Here is a 14,850-nt window from a genome sequence, read left to right as displayed (position 1 = left end):
TTATTAACCTAACTCGTGTTAACATCCAAAAATGATACACTTAAAACAAATCACCTTACGCCGCGGAACAAAAGTTCTTTTGGAAGATGCCGATCTTGATTTATTCGACCGGCAAAAAATTGGTATTATCGGTCCGAATGGGGTCGGTAAATCTTCTTTATTTCAATGCTTACTTCGCACACTCTCCGCTGACAAAGGCGAGCTAGAAATTCCGCTCAATTGTCAGCTCGCTCACATAAAACAAGAACTGCCTAGCACTGAGCAAAGTGCTGTTGATTATGCTTTACTAGGCGATGCCTTATACGCTCAACGCAAAGCCGAATTAGATGAGAGTGAAAATAGCCATGATGGTATGGCCATCGCCCACGCTCATACACACTTTGCTGAAATCGATGGCTATAGCGCCCCTGCTCGGGCAGCAAAAATTCTGATAGGACTCGGATTTACACAAGAGCAATTATATGCCCCAGTCATCAGCTTCTCGGGTGGTTGGCGAATGCGTCTAAATTTGGCGCAAGTGTTACTGTCACGCGCTGATATTCTTTTATTAGATGAACCTACAAACCATCTAGATCTTGAAGGTATTATTTGGTTGGGCGATTGGATTCGTTCGGCGGAATGTATGGTATTAGTGATTTCACACGACCGAGAATTTCTCGATGAAGTCTCCACTCATATTGTACAATTCAAAGATCAAAAATTGAAAAAATATACCGGGAATTACACTACATTTGAACGTGAATATACTCAGCAATTGTTGATTCAACAGGCTGCTTTTGCTAAACAACAAAAACACCGTGCTCATCTTCAAAATTTTATCGATCGATTTGGCGCAAAAGCCTCCAAAGCAAAACAAGCTAATTCACGCAAAAAAATGCTGGAAAAAATGGTTGAAATTGCTGCGGTTCATGATGAAACTCCGTTTAGCTTTGAGTTTGCTGACAACGTGTGCGGTGTTAATCCCATGCTCACACTCGACCACTGCTCAGTGGGATATAATCACACGCCTATTTTACATGATATTAATTTTGGTTTGCGCGATGGAGACCGTATTGGTCTATTAGGATTAAATGGCGCAGGAAAGTCGACTCTCATCAAATTATTGGCAAACCAACTCTCAGTTATGGACGGTATTTACCAAGCTTCTGGTAAAATAAAAATTGGTTATTTTGCGCAACATCAACTTGATTTACTCGATCCAGAAGCGAGTATGATGACTCAATTTAAGCGTTTAGACGATAAAATCAGTGAAAAACAAGCGCGATCATTTTTAGGCGGATTTGATTTTACGGGAAACCGAGTTTTTGAAAGTATCGGTAATTTTTCTGGTGGTGAAAAATCGCGTTTAGTATTAGCGTTATTAGTTTGGCAAAAACCGAATTTACTTTTATTAGACGAACCTACCAATCATCTTGATATGGAAATGCGTGAAGCACTCATGATGGCTTTACAAAATTTCCAAGGCGCTATGATTCTCGTATCGCACGATCGTTACTTGCTCAATTGCTTAGTCGATGATTATTGGTTGGTTGATGATGGGAAAGTGAATCGCTTCGAGGGTGATCTGGATGATTATCGTCTGTGGCTAAAAGATCGTGAAGCAAAATTACAATCAACTAAAATTAAAACTGCACCTAAACCCCAACCTAAAATCGATACCGCACATTCTGAAAAAAAGATTGAAAAACACGAACAAAAACTCGCTAAATTACAAAATGAATTGGCTGACATTGAGTCAGCGCTCATTAATCCCGATCTTTATCATACGCCTCACTCTCCCGAGCTTGCCAAACTCCAAGACAAAAGTGCTGATCTTAAAACTCAGATTACTCAATTAGAGCACGAGATCTTAAAAATCATTGAAGATGAGTGCTAAGCGTTATAACATATTGATTTTTATGGTTATTTTATCTAACGGTAAGTTGTTTACGCAATATCCAAGCTAACCCTCCAATTCTCAAAAATGAGCTATAATTGATGTAGAGAGATCGATTGGTCTTGAGCATCATTAAAGCTGGAGAATGTTATGCACACTGCAACAGAAAACCCGTCCGAAAAAGCGCGCAAAGCCTTCCAAGAAGCATCGCAGGCCTATCAAACGGCATTAACAAATGCACAAAATACATTTGGTCCAGGTGCTTTACCTGAATTATTATTGACCAACGACGAGCAATTCAAAAAAACAAGTTCACCGAATATGAAAAGCACCTTACAGGAACAAAAAAAGCAAGAAAATAACGCACTCGCTACACTGAATGGATCATTAGATGAGGCCGTTCAACAAAACAATTCAAAGGCGCTTCTTGATCTCCAAAATGCACGCACAACATTAGCGAATGCTGCCAGAGTCGCGGCAAATCCTGCATTAGCAAGCACAGAAAAAGCGAGCTTACAAATAGTAGCAAAAGAAAAAAGTCCGAAAATGCAAATCGTTGATGCAAAATTACGATCAGGTCCGCTTAAGGGCATAATGGCAGCCATGGATGAACGACAAGCAAGAAAAGCGCAAGAAAAAAAAGCAAATGAAGCTCAAGATGTTGTCAATGACAGCAACGCTACAGCTGCAGCACTTCAAGCCGCACTCGCGTCTGGAACTCTCTCCGCCGAACTAGAAGCGCAAGCGAGAGCCGCACTAGTAGAGATGGAAACACCCGAAGCGGATGCGGAAGATTCACATAGTGCCGGCGGACAACCTCAAGAAGTCGAATTAAAAGAGGAAAGAGAATCTTCTGTTGAAAAAGAAGCAAGGGATTCCAATCAAGACATTATGTGTAATGGCCACAGAATACGTACGCATAAAGATGGTAGTGTTTCATGCGCCAGCGTACAAGGCCTCGCTGAATATGCAAAAACTCAGGGCTGGGAAGATTTCAAATTCAATCGTGGTACTCCAGAAATGATTCTTGAAGGAACTGATGCCATGCACGAAAATGGTGTCATCAGTGTTACGATGACTCCAGAAATAAAAGCAAAATTCGATAAACAATATCAACATGAACCTTGGTTCAAATCCCATGAAGCTGTTGAAGCGAGCCATACTGAGACATTTAATAACACCAGTGCTATGGATAGAGCTGAACATTCCGCCTATGCACATTCTTATGTGAATCTTGTTAATAAATCACCCGATGCAACCGAACACCGAGAATTTTTAAATGGTAAAGGCTATTTCAAAGATTCTGATCGAGCCGATGCGATTAAACTCCTTCATAAACAGCATGCCGCGAACCCCGATTTAGTTAAATCAGAAAGTGACAACCTTTTGAAAGGTCTCTCAGAAGAACGCCGAGCTGGAATTATGGGACAATTAGATCAAGCTACTCAGGATCTCATAGCTGCACCTGTGCCACCACCCCGAGATGCTGATGTTATTGCCGCAGCAGTAGAACCTGATTCTCCTCCTGGACCACCTGTACCCCCTAGAGATAGGGTCGCGGAAGAAGCTGAGGTAAGCGGTGCAGAGATGGAGATGCTCTTTTCAGAAGAAGGAGTTGTTGAATCAAACGAAGCAGAAGTTAACAGTGAAGAAATGGATATGCTGTTTTCTGAGCAAGGAATCGTTGAATCGCCTGAAGAAACCAAGAGCGAAACTGTTGCTGCTACTAGGGATGAAGGCGGTACTGGAGAAAAAGGGAAAGAAGAGAAGGCAGAACCGGCACCAACTCCTATAGATGAAAAACCTCCTGAGCTAGGAGCTGCAGCACTAGGTGAAGGGCTTGATACTCAAGCACCAGTACCTGGCGCTGCTCCAGAGCCCCCCAAACAAGCACAAGAAGAAGAAAAGAAATCTGCAGTGGAAACATCAACATCAGTTCCATCGCCTCAAACAACGGCGCAAGCTGCTTCAACAATACCCAATCCGCAACCGCCTGTTCAAAAACAAGATGAAGAAAAAGTAGAAACAACTGCTACAGCGCAACCAACTGCCCAAGCTCATGAGGAACAAAATTTACATACAGCAGCAGCACAACAAACCGTTCAAGCTCAAGAGAAACAAAAAGTAGACACAACAGCGGCAGCGCAACAAACTGCTCAAGCACAAACTTCGGCTGCATCGACACCATCGCCAACAGCGACCACATCAACTTCAGCTGTACCAAAGCCTCAACCTTCAACTTCATCTCAAGCAGCACCATCAGCTACACCAACGCCTGCACCTCGTCCAAACTGGACTAATATGGGTATGGGTCAAACCAGAGAACATCTTCAAGGCGCAAATCAAACTGATAATAAATCAAATTCATTGGCCGGCGTAATCAATCGTAAATTGGATAGCTTGCAAAATATTACTAATGGTAAACTTGAGATTATGTCTCAGTACTTACAAGGTGTAAAAAATTTCTTGAATGGTCCTGAAAATAAGACTCAAACTAATTTTACCGATACAGTCGCAGCATTAGCCGTTAATAATCCATCAACAGTTCCAGCGGCACTGCCAACCCTTAGTTCGCCAGAACTGCGTGAGGTTACAAAAAAAATCAGTGAAGATGAACGAACGGATAAAGCTGAACAAGCATTGCAAAAGGTAGATGATAATTTTGATGATTGGAAAAATAATCACCCTAAAAAATCCTCTGGAAAAGACAGTAAAAAAGAAGAGAAAAAAGAAAAAGATCAACAAGAACAGAAAGCAAATCCTAATCAACAGAATAAAGACCCAAATCAAAAAGATAATACAGAAGTTGATAGCACCAAAAAAAGTTTAGAGGATGCAAAAAAGAAAGTAGCAGAAGCGAAAAAAACCCCGCAAGAACAACAACAAACGCCTCAGGCTCCGAGTCCCGGTGGTGGCGGTGGTCATAAATAAGGTGACGTGATCAGATCTTCACTTACAAAATTACGCTTAAACTATGACCAATTAAATACGTCACCGCACCTGCGCACAATCCAATTAACAACATCCGCACTCCACCCTTCCACGCATTACGACCTGTAAATAAACTAATCGATAATCCTATTGCAAATAACGCAAAAGCCGTTATCAAAATAACTCCGGGTAAATGATGAGTGTTTTTGGATATCAAATACGGAATCATCGGCAAAAAAGCACCGAAAATAAAAGATAAAAATGACGAGATGGCTGCGCCCCACGGAGAGACTAAATCATTAGGATTAATTCCCAATTCATCTCGCGCTAGAGTATCTAATGCATGTGTGGGATTTTCCATTAAGGCTTTAGCTAATTTTTCTGCATGATCTTTATTTAAACCGCGTGCTTGATAAATGAGTGCTAACTCAGCCGTTTCAGCTTCAGGATACATTTCTAATTCTTCACGCTCTAATTCAATTTGATATTCAAATAATTCACGTTGAGATCGAACTGAGACAAATTCACCCGCGGCCATCGAGAACGCACCCGCTAATAATCCTGCAGTCCCTGCAAGCATTACGGTTGCAGGTTCGCTGTGTGCTCCTATCATTCCTAAAATCAAACTCGCATTAGAAACCAATCCATCATTCACACCAAAAACCGCGGCGCGTAAATTATTCGCATGACTTAATTTATGACGAGCACCAACCTCTTCTATCGATTGTGGTATTGGATGTTTTTCTTCTGAGGGGGCAAAATACAATGACATGCCACGAATTTTCATACTCGCTAATACTGTCGCCAATTGACTGGGTGAAAACCACCGAACTAAAAAGGCGACAAAGCGTGTTCGCAAATCCAATGTCAAGGCTAAGGGTGTTTGATCACCTGCAGATAAAAGAGATCGAGCCCAAAGATCAGCTTGTTCATCGGCTTCATTGGCGAGTTGATTAAATAAGACTTGCTCATGACCACGAGTATTTTCAGCTAATTTTCGATACAGATACGCGGAACGTTTTTCCGCCTGCCAACTATCGCGTTGGTTTGCAATAGTCGAATTTGAATTACCCATAGTCACTTCCTTGAACTGATATCCATTTGTCAGTCTATGCTATTGAAAGATAAGGGGTCAAGTCTGAATAAAGGGGTCGGGTCTCCCGTTGGCTATATTGCCTATAGCCAACGGGAGACCCGACCCCTTTATTTTTAACTTCTTGACCTTAGCTGACAGATCATAGATGATTCGGCATTCTCTCTGGAGGTAACATGACTGCACCACTCGTCCAATTACGCAGTATTTGCAAAACATTTGGTGATCACCAAACATTAACGGACATCGACTTGACCGTTGAAAACGGTGAGTTTTTGACGCTGCTCGGCCCTTCAGGATGCGGTAAGACGACTTTGCTTCGAATTTTAGCAGGCTTTGTTACACCCGATACAGGCCACGTTCTCCTAAACGGTAATGAAATTACCAATCTACCTCCTGAAAAAAGACCTATTAATATGGTCTTTCAAAATTACGCTTTATTTCCACATATGAATGTATTCGATAATGTGGCGTTCGGCCTGCGTTGTCAAAACGTTGATGAAAATGAAGTGGCAAAACGTGTGGAAGATGCGCTTGCAATGGTACGTCTCTCGACATTTTCACATCGCATGCCAGCCAATCTCAGTGGCGGACAACAACAGCGCGTCGCCATCGCTCGTGCTGTCATCAATCGCCCAGAATTATTATTGCTAGATGAGCCACTCAGCGCTTTAGATTACAGTCTTCGTAAAACCATGCGACTCGAACTCAAACATTTGCAAAGAGAATTAGGCATTACTTTTCTTTTCATTACTCACGATCAAGAAGAAGCTTTATCGATGTCTGATCGAATTGCAATTATCAATAATGGCAAAATTGAACAAGTGGATACCGCTCGAAAAGTGTACGAAGAACCCAAAACATTATTTACAGCGCAATTTATTGGTGAAGCCAATATTTTTAATACTCTAGTAGAAGAAGCCAGCGAAAGAGCCATCACTGTCAGTATCGAAAACAACCTATTTACGCTGCAAAACACCAAAAATCATCGAGTAGGTGATTTAATAAGCGTAATAATCCGCCCTGAAGATATCAACGTATGGAATCAAGGAGAAATCACAGACTCCACTGAAATGTTGCTTGGCGTGATCGAAGAAGTGATTTACAAAGGCAGCACGGTGGACTTAATGGTGCAATTACCGAGTGGTTTCAGACTCGCTGCCACTGAATTTTTCAATGAAGATGACCCTAATTTATACTACGACGTAGGCGAAAAAGTCTGGGTAGAATGGACTCTCGGTTGGGAGGTCACTATACCTCATGAATGATCGTCAATTTCGTTTCTTTACTCTCAGCATTGCATGGTCGTGGCTCGTCATTTTCGCTCTAGTACCGACATTGATGGTTATCATCAGCAGTTTTTTAGAAATGAATTCGGCACAAAATATCACAGCACATTTTACCCTGGAAAACTATGCTGAAATGGTCGATGTTGCTTATTTAAAAATATTTTTACGGTCTTTGCTCATTGCTGGAAGTTGCACTCTACTCTGTTTAATTATTAGTTATCCCTTTGCCTACGGCATTTCGCACTCGAGCATTCGTTATCGTTCTTTTTTATTACTGCTCGTTATTATTCCCTTTTGGACAAGTTCGCTGATTCGAACCTATGCCATCATGACAATTCTAAAAACCAAAGGCATTTTTAATACGGCTTTACTTTCATTAGGGATTATTCATCAACCCTTACAATTACTCTACACAAATGTGGCGCTTTTTATCGGGTTAACGTACACATTACTGCCGTTTATGCTACTCCCATTATACGCAAACATGGAAAAATTAGATTTGACACTCATTGATGCAGCTCGAGATTTGGGCGCTAAACGAATTACAGTTTTACGAAAAATTTTAATACCCATCACGATGCCAGGCATTTTGGCAGGCTCCATGATGGTTTTTTTACCCGCGATGACACTCTTTTATATCCCCAATTTGCTGGGTGGCGCAAAAAGTATGTTGCTCGGAAATCTGATCCAGGAACAATTTTTGTCAGCCAATAATTGGCCACTGGGTGCAGCGAGCAGCGTTCTTTTAATTATTTTTATGCTACTTCTTGCCCACTGGTATTGGCAACGTAATCCTGATAGCGATAGGACAGAATTACTATGATCCGCGCTATTAAATACAGCTATCAATCTCTTGTGTATGCTTTTCTATACGTTCCCATTATTGTGATTCTTATTTTTTCTTTCAACGATACGTTGCGATCACTACTATGGCATAGCTTTACACTGAAATGGTATCAAGAACTACTTCAAGACACAGATTTGCTCAGAGTCACCTGGCATTCTTTAGTTGTAGGCGTTTTATCCGCTACTTTGGCCTCAATACTGGGCACATTAACCGCCATTGGTTTACATCGCTATCGATTCATAGGTCGAAAAACCATGCACGCCTTAATTTTCTTTTTAATTCTTGTTCCCGATATCGTATTAGCCGTTGCATTATTAATGCTGTACAATTTTTTCAATTTCCCTTTAGGTTTTTGGTCTATATTTTTAGCACACACAAGTTTTTGTATGCCCTTTGTTACTGTAATGGTATTAAGCCGCATTAAAAATTTAGAATCAGAACTCGTTGAAGCCGCCAAAGATTTGGGTGCTAGTGATAGCACAATTTTACGTCGAATTTTGTTGCCACTTTTATTACCTGCAATTTTAGCAGGCTGGCTCATCAGTTTTACGTTATCACTGGACGATGTCATGATCAGTTTTTTCGTTTCAAGCCCCACCTTTCAAATCTTACCGCTAAAAATTTATGCCATGGCTCGTTTAGGTGCTAGCCCTGAGTTAAATGCGCTTTGTACAATTATACTGGCCATCACATTAGTATTAATTTTGACGGCTCACTCATTCATGCGTAAAAAATCAATTTAGGAGAAAAGCGATGAAGTGGTTTTTTCTCATATTTTCCTTAGTATTTTGCACGCTGGGTCACGCGAAGACAAAAGTACTGAATGTATACAATTGGTCAGATTTTCTACCAGCTCATCTTATCAAGCAATTTGAAAAAGAATCTGGAATTACTGTCAACTATGCCGAATTCGACAACAATGAAACTTTGTACACTAAAATAAAGCACAGCAAACATGGTGACTATGACATCATTACACCCAGTAGTTATATGGTCGATAGAATGCGGCAAGAAGGTTTATTGCATCGTATTGATAAAAAGCTTTTAACCAATTGGCATCATCTTGATCCTGTATTTCTCAATCGAGAGTACGATCCTGAAAATAATTATTCCGTACCTTATTTGTGGTCATCCACAGGTATTGCACTCAATACTCTCTACCATAATCCTAAAGATATCACAAAACTAGCGGATCTATGGAAGCCTAAATACCGCAATCAATTACTCGCGCTGGACGATTTACGCGATTGCTTTACATCGGCTTTGTTAAAACAAGGTGATGACATTAATACCGTAAATCCTGATACCATCAAAGAAGCGTATCGTACACTCATTGATTTGATGCCTAATATTCGAGTATTCAATAGCTCTGCTGTAGCTAATATGTTTATAGACGAAGATATTACCATAGGCTTGGCTTGGGGTGGCGACATCTTTCTCGCAAGCCGTGAAAATCCCCATATAATATTTATTTATCCTGAAGAAGGTTTTCAAATCAGTCTAGATTGTTTAGTCATACCGGCCAACGCACAACATGTCGATGAAGCGCATCAGTTGATTAATTTTCTTCTGCGACCTGAAATTATTAGCCAAATACCCCCGAGAATTGGCTTCGCCACTCCCAATAAAACCGCTAATCTTTCATTACCCGAAAATTTACGTCACAATCCCATTATTAGTCCTTCAGCACAAGTACTTAAGCGCGGTAAATTTCAACGAGACCTCGGCACGGCAAACCGCATTTATGAGCGCTATTGGGAAAGATTGAAAATCGGTGCTGACTAAACTGGAGAAAAATTTATGGATTTCATGTATGAATACGGCTTATTTCTCGCTAAGTCGATTACGATGGTACTTGCCATTGTCATCATTGCGCTTGTGATTACAGCTCTCACTACACGCGACAAAGACTCTTTTCAACGACTAAAAATTAAAAGATTCAACAAACGCTTACAAGCTTACGCTGACACCTTGCATGAAACAGTTCTCAACAAAAAATCACTAAAAGCCTACAAAAAAAACGCCAAACAACAACTAAAAAAATTCCAAGCCGATGATGAAATTCAAAATCGCAAACGACTTTTTGTTATGCATTTTGATGGTGACATCAAAGCGTCTGCAACAAAAGAATTACGCGAAGTTATTACTGCTATTCTAACAACCGCAACCACCAATGACGAAATTGTCGTTTGTATCGAAAGCGGTGGTGGAATGGTACATAGTTATGGTTTTGCAGCCTCCCAATTACAGCGCATCCGTGATGCAGGAATTCCTCTTACTGCGTGCATCGATAAAGTCGCTGCCAGTGGAGGTTATATGATGGCGTGTGTAGCAAACCAAATTATTGCTGCGCCTTTCGCAGTGCTCGGTTCTATTGGTGTTGTCACACAAGCCCCCAATTTTCACCGCTTTCTCAAAAAACATGATATTGACTATGAACAAATTACTGCGGGAGAATATAAACGCACGCTCACTTATTTTGCAGAAAATACCAATAAAGGCCGTGAAAAGTGCCGCGAAGATGTTGAGAATACTCATCAACTATTCAAAATATTTGTTTCACGTCATCGATCTAACGTCGATATCGACAAAGTGGCTACAGGTGAAATTTGGTATGGTATCGATGCAAAAGAACTTAATCTCGTCGACACACTTTCCACAAGCGATGATTATTTATGTAAAGCGGCAAAAGAATTCAATGTGTTCCAAATAGATATTCTAAAGAAAAAACAGATGTCAGAAAAAATCAGTGATGCTATTAGACACAGTGCCGATTACATTCTTGAAAAATGTGGCATTGTGAAACCATTATTTTAGCTGTGAGGATTATGCAAAATGCATGAAGGGCATCATCACCATACCAATAGTTCAATTGTTGTCTTATTAATTGGCACGGGAATGACGCTGCTCTTTGCATTCGTTGAGTTTATCAGCGGATACTACGCCAATTCACTGGCTCTTATCAGTGACGCCGGACATATGGCCGGCGATTCCCTCGCATTAGGCCTGGGAGCCTTTGCTGCCTGGATTGCCACTAAACCTGCCACTGATACTCACACTTACGGATTAGGCCGTGCAGAAGTCATCGGGGCTTGGATCAGCAGCCTTTCCGTGCTCGGTATAGCCATTGCGGTCATTATCGAAGCTATCTATAGGCTACGATCCCCTGAAAGCGTCAATGCTGTTGTCGTCATTTGGATAGGTGCTGCGGGCATTCTCACGAATTCGCTCATTGCCTTGATTTTATCACGATCCGATCGCAACCTTAACGTCCGTGCCGCCATCCTGCATGTGCTCAGTGACCTACTCGGATCAATCGCCGCTATGATTACTGGTGTCGTTATTTACTATACCCACTGGTCTCCCATCGACCCTATTCTCTCCGTTTTTATCTCAATATTAATCCTGATATCGAGTATCAGCTTAATACGTGAATCCATCGTCGTCTTAATGGAGGGAGTACCCGGACACATCGACATTTCAGACGTTGTAAGAACCCTCTCTGAAGTCCCCAAAGTCTCTAAAGTGCACGACCTTCATATTTGGACACTTTCATCGGGTCGCATCGTACTAACTGCCCATATTGAGCTTGAATCCTTCTCAATTTGGGAAAATTTATTACCTGAATTAAAAACTTTGCTAGCTCAAAAATACGATATTCACCATATTACCCTTCAGCCAGAAACCAATTATCAGACAGTACATCCTTCCTGCAATATTCCAAATCCATCATAAACTTCATTAAACAACAAACGGCCTTTAAAAAAAGATAAATTTATTTTGATTTTCCATGATTAAAGGGTAATAATATGGCCTCAAATCAGTGTAAACCATAATAATTTTCTGCAGACAACTTGCAATATCTCATTTATCGTATAGACTTATTGGGCCGAGGAATGAATCCTCTGATGATTTGAAAAACAAGTCTATTTGAAAAATGCCCTTAGAGGCCACACATAGGTTTGATAGTGAAGGAGGTCCAATGAACGAAACTGTAAAAAATCAAGATGCTATCGATTGGCAACAATGCCTTATATTGGCCAATAACAACTCTGAAATCGCCAACGATTTACTCACTCTGTTCATCGCGGATTTACCCTCTGTACTAAAAAACATGAAAAAATCTCTTGCCACTGAAGACTATCAAAAATTAAAAGACCAGGCACATCGATTACACGGAGCAACTTGCTATTGCGGAGTTCCAAGACTCAAACTAGCCGTTCAAAATTTAGAAAAGCACCTTAAAACCAACGAAAGCAAAAAAATACCTTTTAATAACATCAAGATTAAGGCGTTATTTAATACATTGCTTGATGAAATTAAAAACGTACAAACTGTTTACGCTGCTAATAATTTCAGACTCGAAGAAGGCTAAGCCGTAAATGAATGCAAAAGTCGCGCCCAATAGCGATCCCGATGAAATAGCTAAATTTAACTCCATTGCACAAACCTGGTGGGATCCTCAAGGAGAATTTGCTCCGCTGCATGCCATCAACCCACTTCGCTTAAAATTTATCCAAGAACATGCTCAACTTGATGATAAAGAAATCATTGATATCGGCTGTGGGGGAGGTATTTTCTGCGAAGCCCTTGCTCAATCCGGTGCGCGTGTTACAGGATTGGATCTTGCTCCCGATAGCTTAATGATTGCTCGCGAACATGCCGACAAAAATCAACTAAAAATTAATTACATTGAATTAACTGCTGAAGCTTATGCTCAAAAAAATCCTGCAAAATACGACGTAGTTACCTGTTTAGAAATGCTGGAGCACGTTCCTGATCCTGAATCGATTGTTCATGCGTGCGCAGCACTTGCAAAACCCGGTGCACACCTCTTCTTTTCCACTATCAACCGCAACCTCAAAGCCTATTTATTCGCTGTGGTTGGCGCCGAATACCTCCTAGGTCTACTGCCCAAACAAACTCACGACTACACCAAATTTATCAAACCCAGCGAACTGGCCTCCTGGTGCCGTAAAGCCGGCCTACAGTGGCAGCAAACCATTGGCATCACCTACAGCCCCATCACCCGCGAATACTCCACAACGCAGAGCAGCGACGTTAATTATCTCGTTCACTGCATCAAAGAATAATAGTGTATACTCGAACGTTTTAGATAATTGAGAATCACGAATGCAAAATACAACACTATCGGCAGTATTGTTTGATCTTGATGGCACGCTCTTAGATACCGTGCCAGACCTTGCTGGTGCGCTAAATACGCTGCGACAACGTTATCAACTTCCGTCATTACCCATCGATCACGTCCGTCAAGTGACTTCTTATGGCTCACCCGGCTTTATTAAACTTGGATTTGATATCGACACTGATCACCCCAAATACCCTCAGCTCAAACAGGAATTTTATACGCTTTATGAAAATAGAATCAGCTCAGAAACACGACCCTTCGAAGGTGTAAAATTTGTCTTGGAAAAATTGAAGGAACAAAATCTGCCTTGGGGAATAGTCACAAATAAAGTTGAACATCTTGCTAGAAAAGTGATTAGTGATTTGGGACTATTAGAAGATTGCGCTTGCGTGATAGGCGGAGATACAACACCTTTTTCAAAACCATCACCTGAACCACTTTACGCTGCGTGCTCAATCATTGATTGTGCTCCAGAGTCCTGTCTTTTCATTGGTGATTCAATTCTTGATATCGAAGCTGCAACCCGCGCAAGCATGCGCAGTGTTGTTGCACTTTATGGTTATATTCCTGAAAACGAAGATCCGTCTTCGTGGGGAGCTAATTACAGTATTTCAAAACCAGAAGATTTATTAACCTGGATATTGAATAAATAAGAATTAAAATTCTCTGAATAATCGACCGCCACCCACTAATGGATTTAAAAATCCGTTTTCTCGGAGCGCATACCAAAAAGTCACTGCATTAATGCCTAAAATAGGAATACCTAGAATAGGCTCCAATTTTTCAGTCACATTAATAAAACTCATATTGGTTCCACATTGAACAATAGCGTCTAATTTATTTTCTTTGGTGGCCAATAATTCCATTACGGCTTTTTCTTTTGCCCAATCCGGAACGTGAGCAATGTGCATTGCATGCGCACATGAAAACCCCACACTGGCCACTACTTCATAGCCTAAATCCTCAAACATTTTTGTGGCATTTTTATTGCCTTGAGAATCAAACGGTGAAATTATTCCAATTCGTTTTGCACCAAACTTATTTAAGGCTGCTGGGGCCGCATCATGCCATGTCGCCCACGACAATTTTGAATGTTCTTCAATATCTTTCATCGGCGCTCTAATTTGATCCAAACCATAAATAATATGCTCTAGACTCATGCCCATAATTAAATATTGTGGCACTGATAATAATGCAGAATCTATTGCAGATTTAAGACCTGTCAAAAATTGACGTTGATAATTTAATAAATCTTCGGCAGAAGCCAATTTAGGACTTGGAGTTGCAACGTTTGTCGTGTGCAAACCAACACCAGCTAATTCATTAGGACCTTGGTTTTTGAAAATGATACTCCACAATTCATGCTCCATACTGGTATTCGTCGCAGGAATCAGCAAACCAAATTTTCTTTTAAAACTTCTGACATCGGGATAACCAACGGAAGAATCAATCTCGCCAAAATGCTCCGCTTTATTTCCGTTTATAATAACTCCGGGGTCTGCTAATGCGGGCATCGGCGCTGCATTGACATCAGGAATTGTGAATTTCTTTCCTGATAATGCTCCGGTTATTGTTTGTGACCCTTGTTGACTAAGTTCTTCATGTGAATACACGCTATGCATCCTTCTAGAAGAAAAGGGCTGAATGAGCCCTTCTCGATATTAT

General features: G+C 40.9%; 13 protein-coding genes. 11 read left to right on the top strand and 2 right to left on the bottom strand.

Translation table 11 applies throughout. The features are described 5' to 3' along the window. The first annotated feature begins 31 nt into the window (after positions 1-31). Positions 32-1,876 (top strand): ATP-binding cassette domain-containing protein, encoded by a 1,845-nt coding sequence (locus tag K2X50_05815; protein ID MBX9586757.1) that lies wholly within the window; start codon positions 32-34, stop codon positions 1,874-1,876. A gap of 150 nt (positions 1,877-2,026) precedes the next feature. Further along, positions 2,027-4,807 carry a hypothetical protein gene (locus tag K2X50_05810; protein MBX9586756.1) on the top strand — a complete coding sequence of 927 codons (2,781 nt, stop codon included), beginning with the start codon at positions 2,027-2,029 and terminating at the stop codon, positions 4,805-4,807. Positions 4,808-4,829: 22 nt separating this feature from the next. On the opposite strand, the gene K2X50_05805 is transcribed toward K2X50_05810, so the two are convergent. After that, the gene (locus tag K2X50_05805; protein MBX9586755.1) at positions 4,830-5,861 is read right to left on the bottom strand and encodes a VIT1/CCC1 transporter family protein; all 1,032 of its coding nucleotides are present in this window, start codon (positions 5,859-5,861) and stop codon (positions 4,830-4,832) included. A gap of 215 nt (positions 5,862-6,076) precedes the next feature. On the opposite strand from K2X50_05805, the gene potA reads away from it, so the two are divergent. The 9 genes from potA to K2X50_05760 all read left to right on the top strand — a co-directional run bounded on the left by potA (position 6,077) and on the right by K2X50_05760 (position 13,838). Next, on the top strand, positions 6,077-7,168 hold the full coding sequence (gene potA, locus K2X50_05800; protein ID MBX9586754.1) for a spermidine/putrescine ABC transporter ATP-binding protein PotA: 1,092 nt from the start codon (positions 6,077-6,079) through the stop codon (positions 7,166-7,168). Then, positions 7,161-8,012 (top strand): ABC transporter permease subunit, encoded by an 852-nt coding sequence (locus tag K2X50_05795; GenBank protein MBX9586753.1) that lies wholly within the window; start codon positions 7,161-7,163, stop codon positions 8,010-8,012. The genes potA and K2X50_05795 overlap by 8 nt, the downstream gene beginning before the upstream one ends. Beyond that, positions 8,009-8,779: a spermidine/putrescine ABC transporter permease PotC gene (gene potC / locus K2X50_05790; protein MBX9586752.1), complete on the top strand. Its 771-nt coding sequence runs from the start codon at positions 8,009-8,011 to the stop codon at positions 8,777-8,779. Before K2X50_05795 ends, potC begins: the two co-directional genes overlap by 4 nt. A gap of 10 nt (positions 8,780-8,789) precedes the next feature. Further along, positions 8,790-9,821 (top strand): extracellular solute-binding protein, encoded by a 1,032-nt coding sequence (locus K2X50_05785; GenBank protein ID MBX9586751.1) that lies wholly within the window; start codon positions 8,790-8,792, stop codon positions 9,819-9,821. 15 nt (positions 9,822-9,836) lie between these two features. After that, positions 9,837-10,853, top strand: coding sequence for a protease SohB (sohB, locus tag K2X50_05780; protein MBX9586750.1), 1,017 nt, complete (start codon positions 9,837-9,839; stop codon positions 10,851-10,853). Positions 10,854-10,871: 18 nt separating this feature from the next. Then, complete coding sequence (locus K2X50_05775; GenBank protein MBX9586749.1) at positions 10,872-11,771, top strand: cation diffusion facilitator family transporter; 900 nt, start codon at positions 10,872-10,874, stop codon at positions 11,769-11,771. A 247-nt stretch (positions 11,772-12,018) separates the two neighbouring features. Beyond that, positions 12,019-12,411, top strand: coding sequence for an Hpt domain-containing protein (locus K2X50_05770; protein MBX9586748.1), 393 nt, complete (start codon positions 12,019-12,021; stop codon positions 12,409-12,411). Between the two features lie 7 nt (positions 12,412-12,418). Continuing rightward, complete coding sequence (gene ubiG / locus K2X50_05765; GenBank protein ID MBX9586747.1) at positions 12,419-13,129, top strand: bifunctional 2-polyprenyl-6-hydroxyphenol methylase/3-demethylubiquinol 3-O-methyltransferase UbiG; 711 nt, start codon at positions 12,419-12,421, stop codon at positions 13,127-13,129. Positions 13,130-13,169: 40 nt separating this feature from the next. Next, entirely contained in the window at positions 13,170-13,838 is a 669-nt protein-coding gene (locus K2X50_05760) for an HAD-IA family hydrolase (GenBank protein MBX9586746.1), read from the top strand. Positions 13,839-13,841: 3 nt separating this feature from the next. Here the strand turns inward: K2X50_05760 and K2X50_05755 are convergent, their stop codons facing one another. Next, complete coding sequence (locus tag K2X50_05755) at positions 13,842-14,798, bottom strand: hypothetical protein (GenBank protein MBX9586745.1); 957 nt, start codon at positions 14,796-14,798, stop codon at positions 13,842-13,844. Between the last annotated feature and the right edge of the window lie 52 nt (positions 14,799-14,850).

It is taken from the genome of Gammaproteobacteria bacterium, assembly GCA_019748175.1.
GTDB lineage: Bacteria > Pseudomonadota > Gammaproteobacteria > JAIEPX01 > JAIEPX01 > JAIEPX01.
The sequence above is the reverse complement of the archived record's forward strand: the minus strand, read 5'-3'. Positions and strand labels throughout refer to the sequence as shown.

Coding starts and splice junctions, on each gene's coding strand:
- K2X50_05795 (MBX9586753.1), top strand. CDS start 7,161: ATGAATGATCGTCAATTTCGTTTCTTTACTCTCAGCATTGCATGGTCG.
- potC (MBX9586752.1), top strand. CDS start 8,009: ATGATCCGCGCTATTAAATACAGCTATCAATCTCTTGTGTATGCTTTT.
- K2X50_05785 (MBX9586751.1), top strand. CDS start 8,790: ATGAAGTGGTTTTTTCTCATATTTTCCTTAGTATTTTGCACGCTGGGT.
- ubiG (MBX9586747.1), top strand. CDS start 12,419: ATGAATGCAAAAGTCGCGCCCAATAGCGATCCCGATGAAATAGCTAAA.
- K2X50_05815 (MBX9586757.1), top strand. CDS start 32: ATGATACACTTAAAACAAATCACCTTACGCCGCGGAACAAAAGTTCTT.
- K2X50_05810 (MBX9586756.1), top strand. CDS start 2,027: ATGCACACTGCAACAGAAAACCCGTCCGAAAAAGCGCGCAAAGCCTTC.
- K2X50_05775 (MBX9586749.1), top strand. CDS start 10,872: ATGCATGAAGGGCATCATCACCATACCAATAGTTCAATTGTTGTCTTA.
- potA (MBX9586754.1), top strand. CDS start 6,077: ATGACTGCACCACTCGTCCAATTACGCAGTATTTGCAAAACATTTGGT.
- K2X50_05760 (MBX9586746.1), top strand. CDS start 13,170: ATGCAAAATACAACACTATCGGCAGTATTGTTTGATCTTGATGGCACG.
- K2X50_05770 (MBX9586748.1), top strand. CDS start 12,019: ATGAACGAAACTGTAAAAAATCAAGATGCTATCGATTGGCAACAATGC.
- sohB (MBX9586750.1), top strand. CDS start 9,837: ATGGATTTCATGTATGAATACGGCTTATTTCTCGCTAAGTCGATTACG.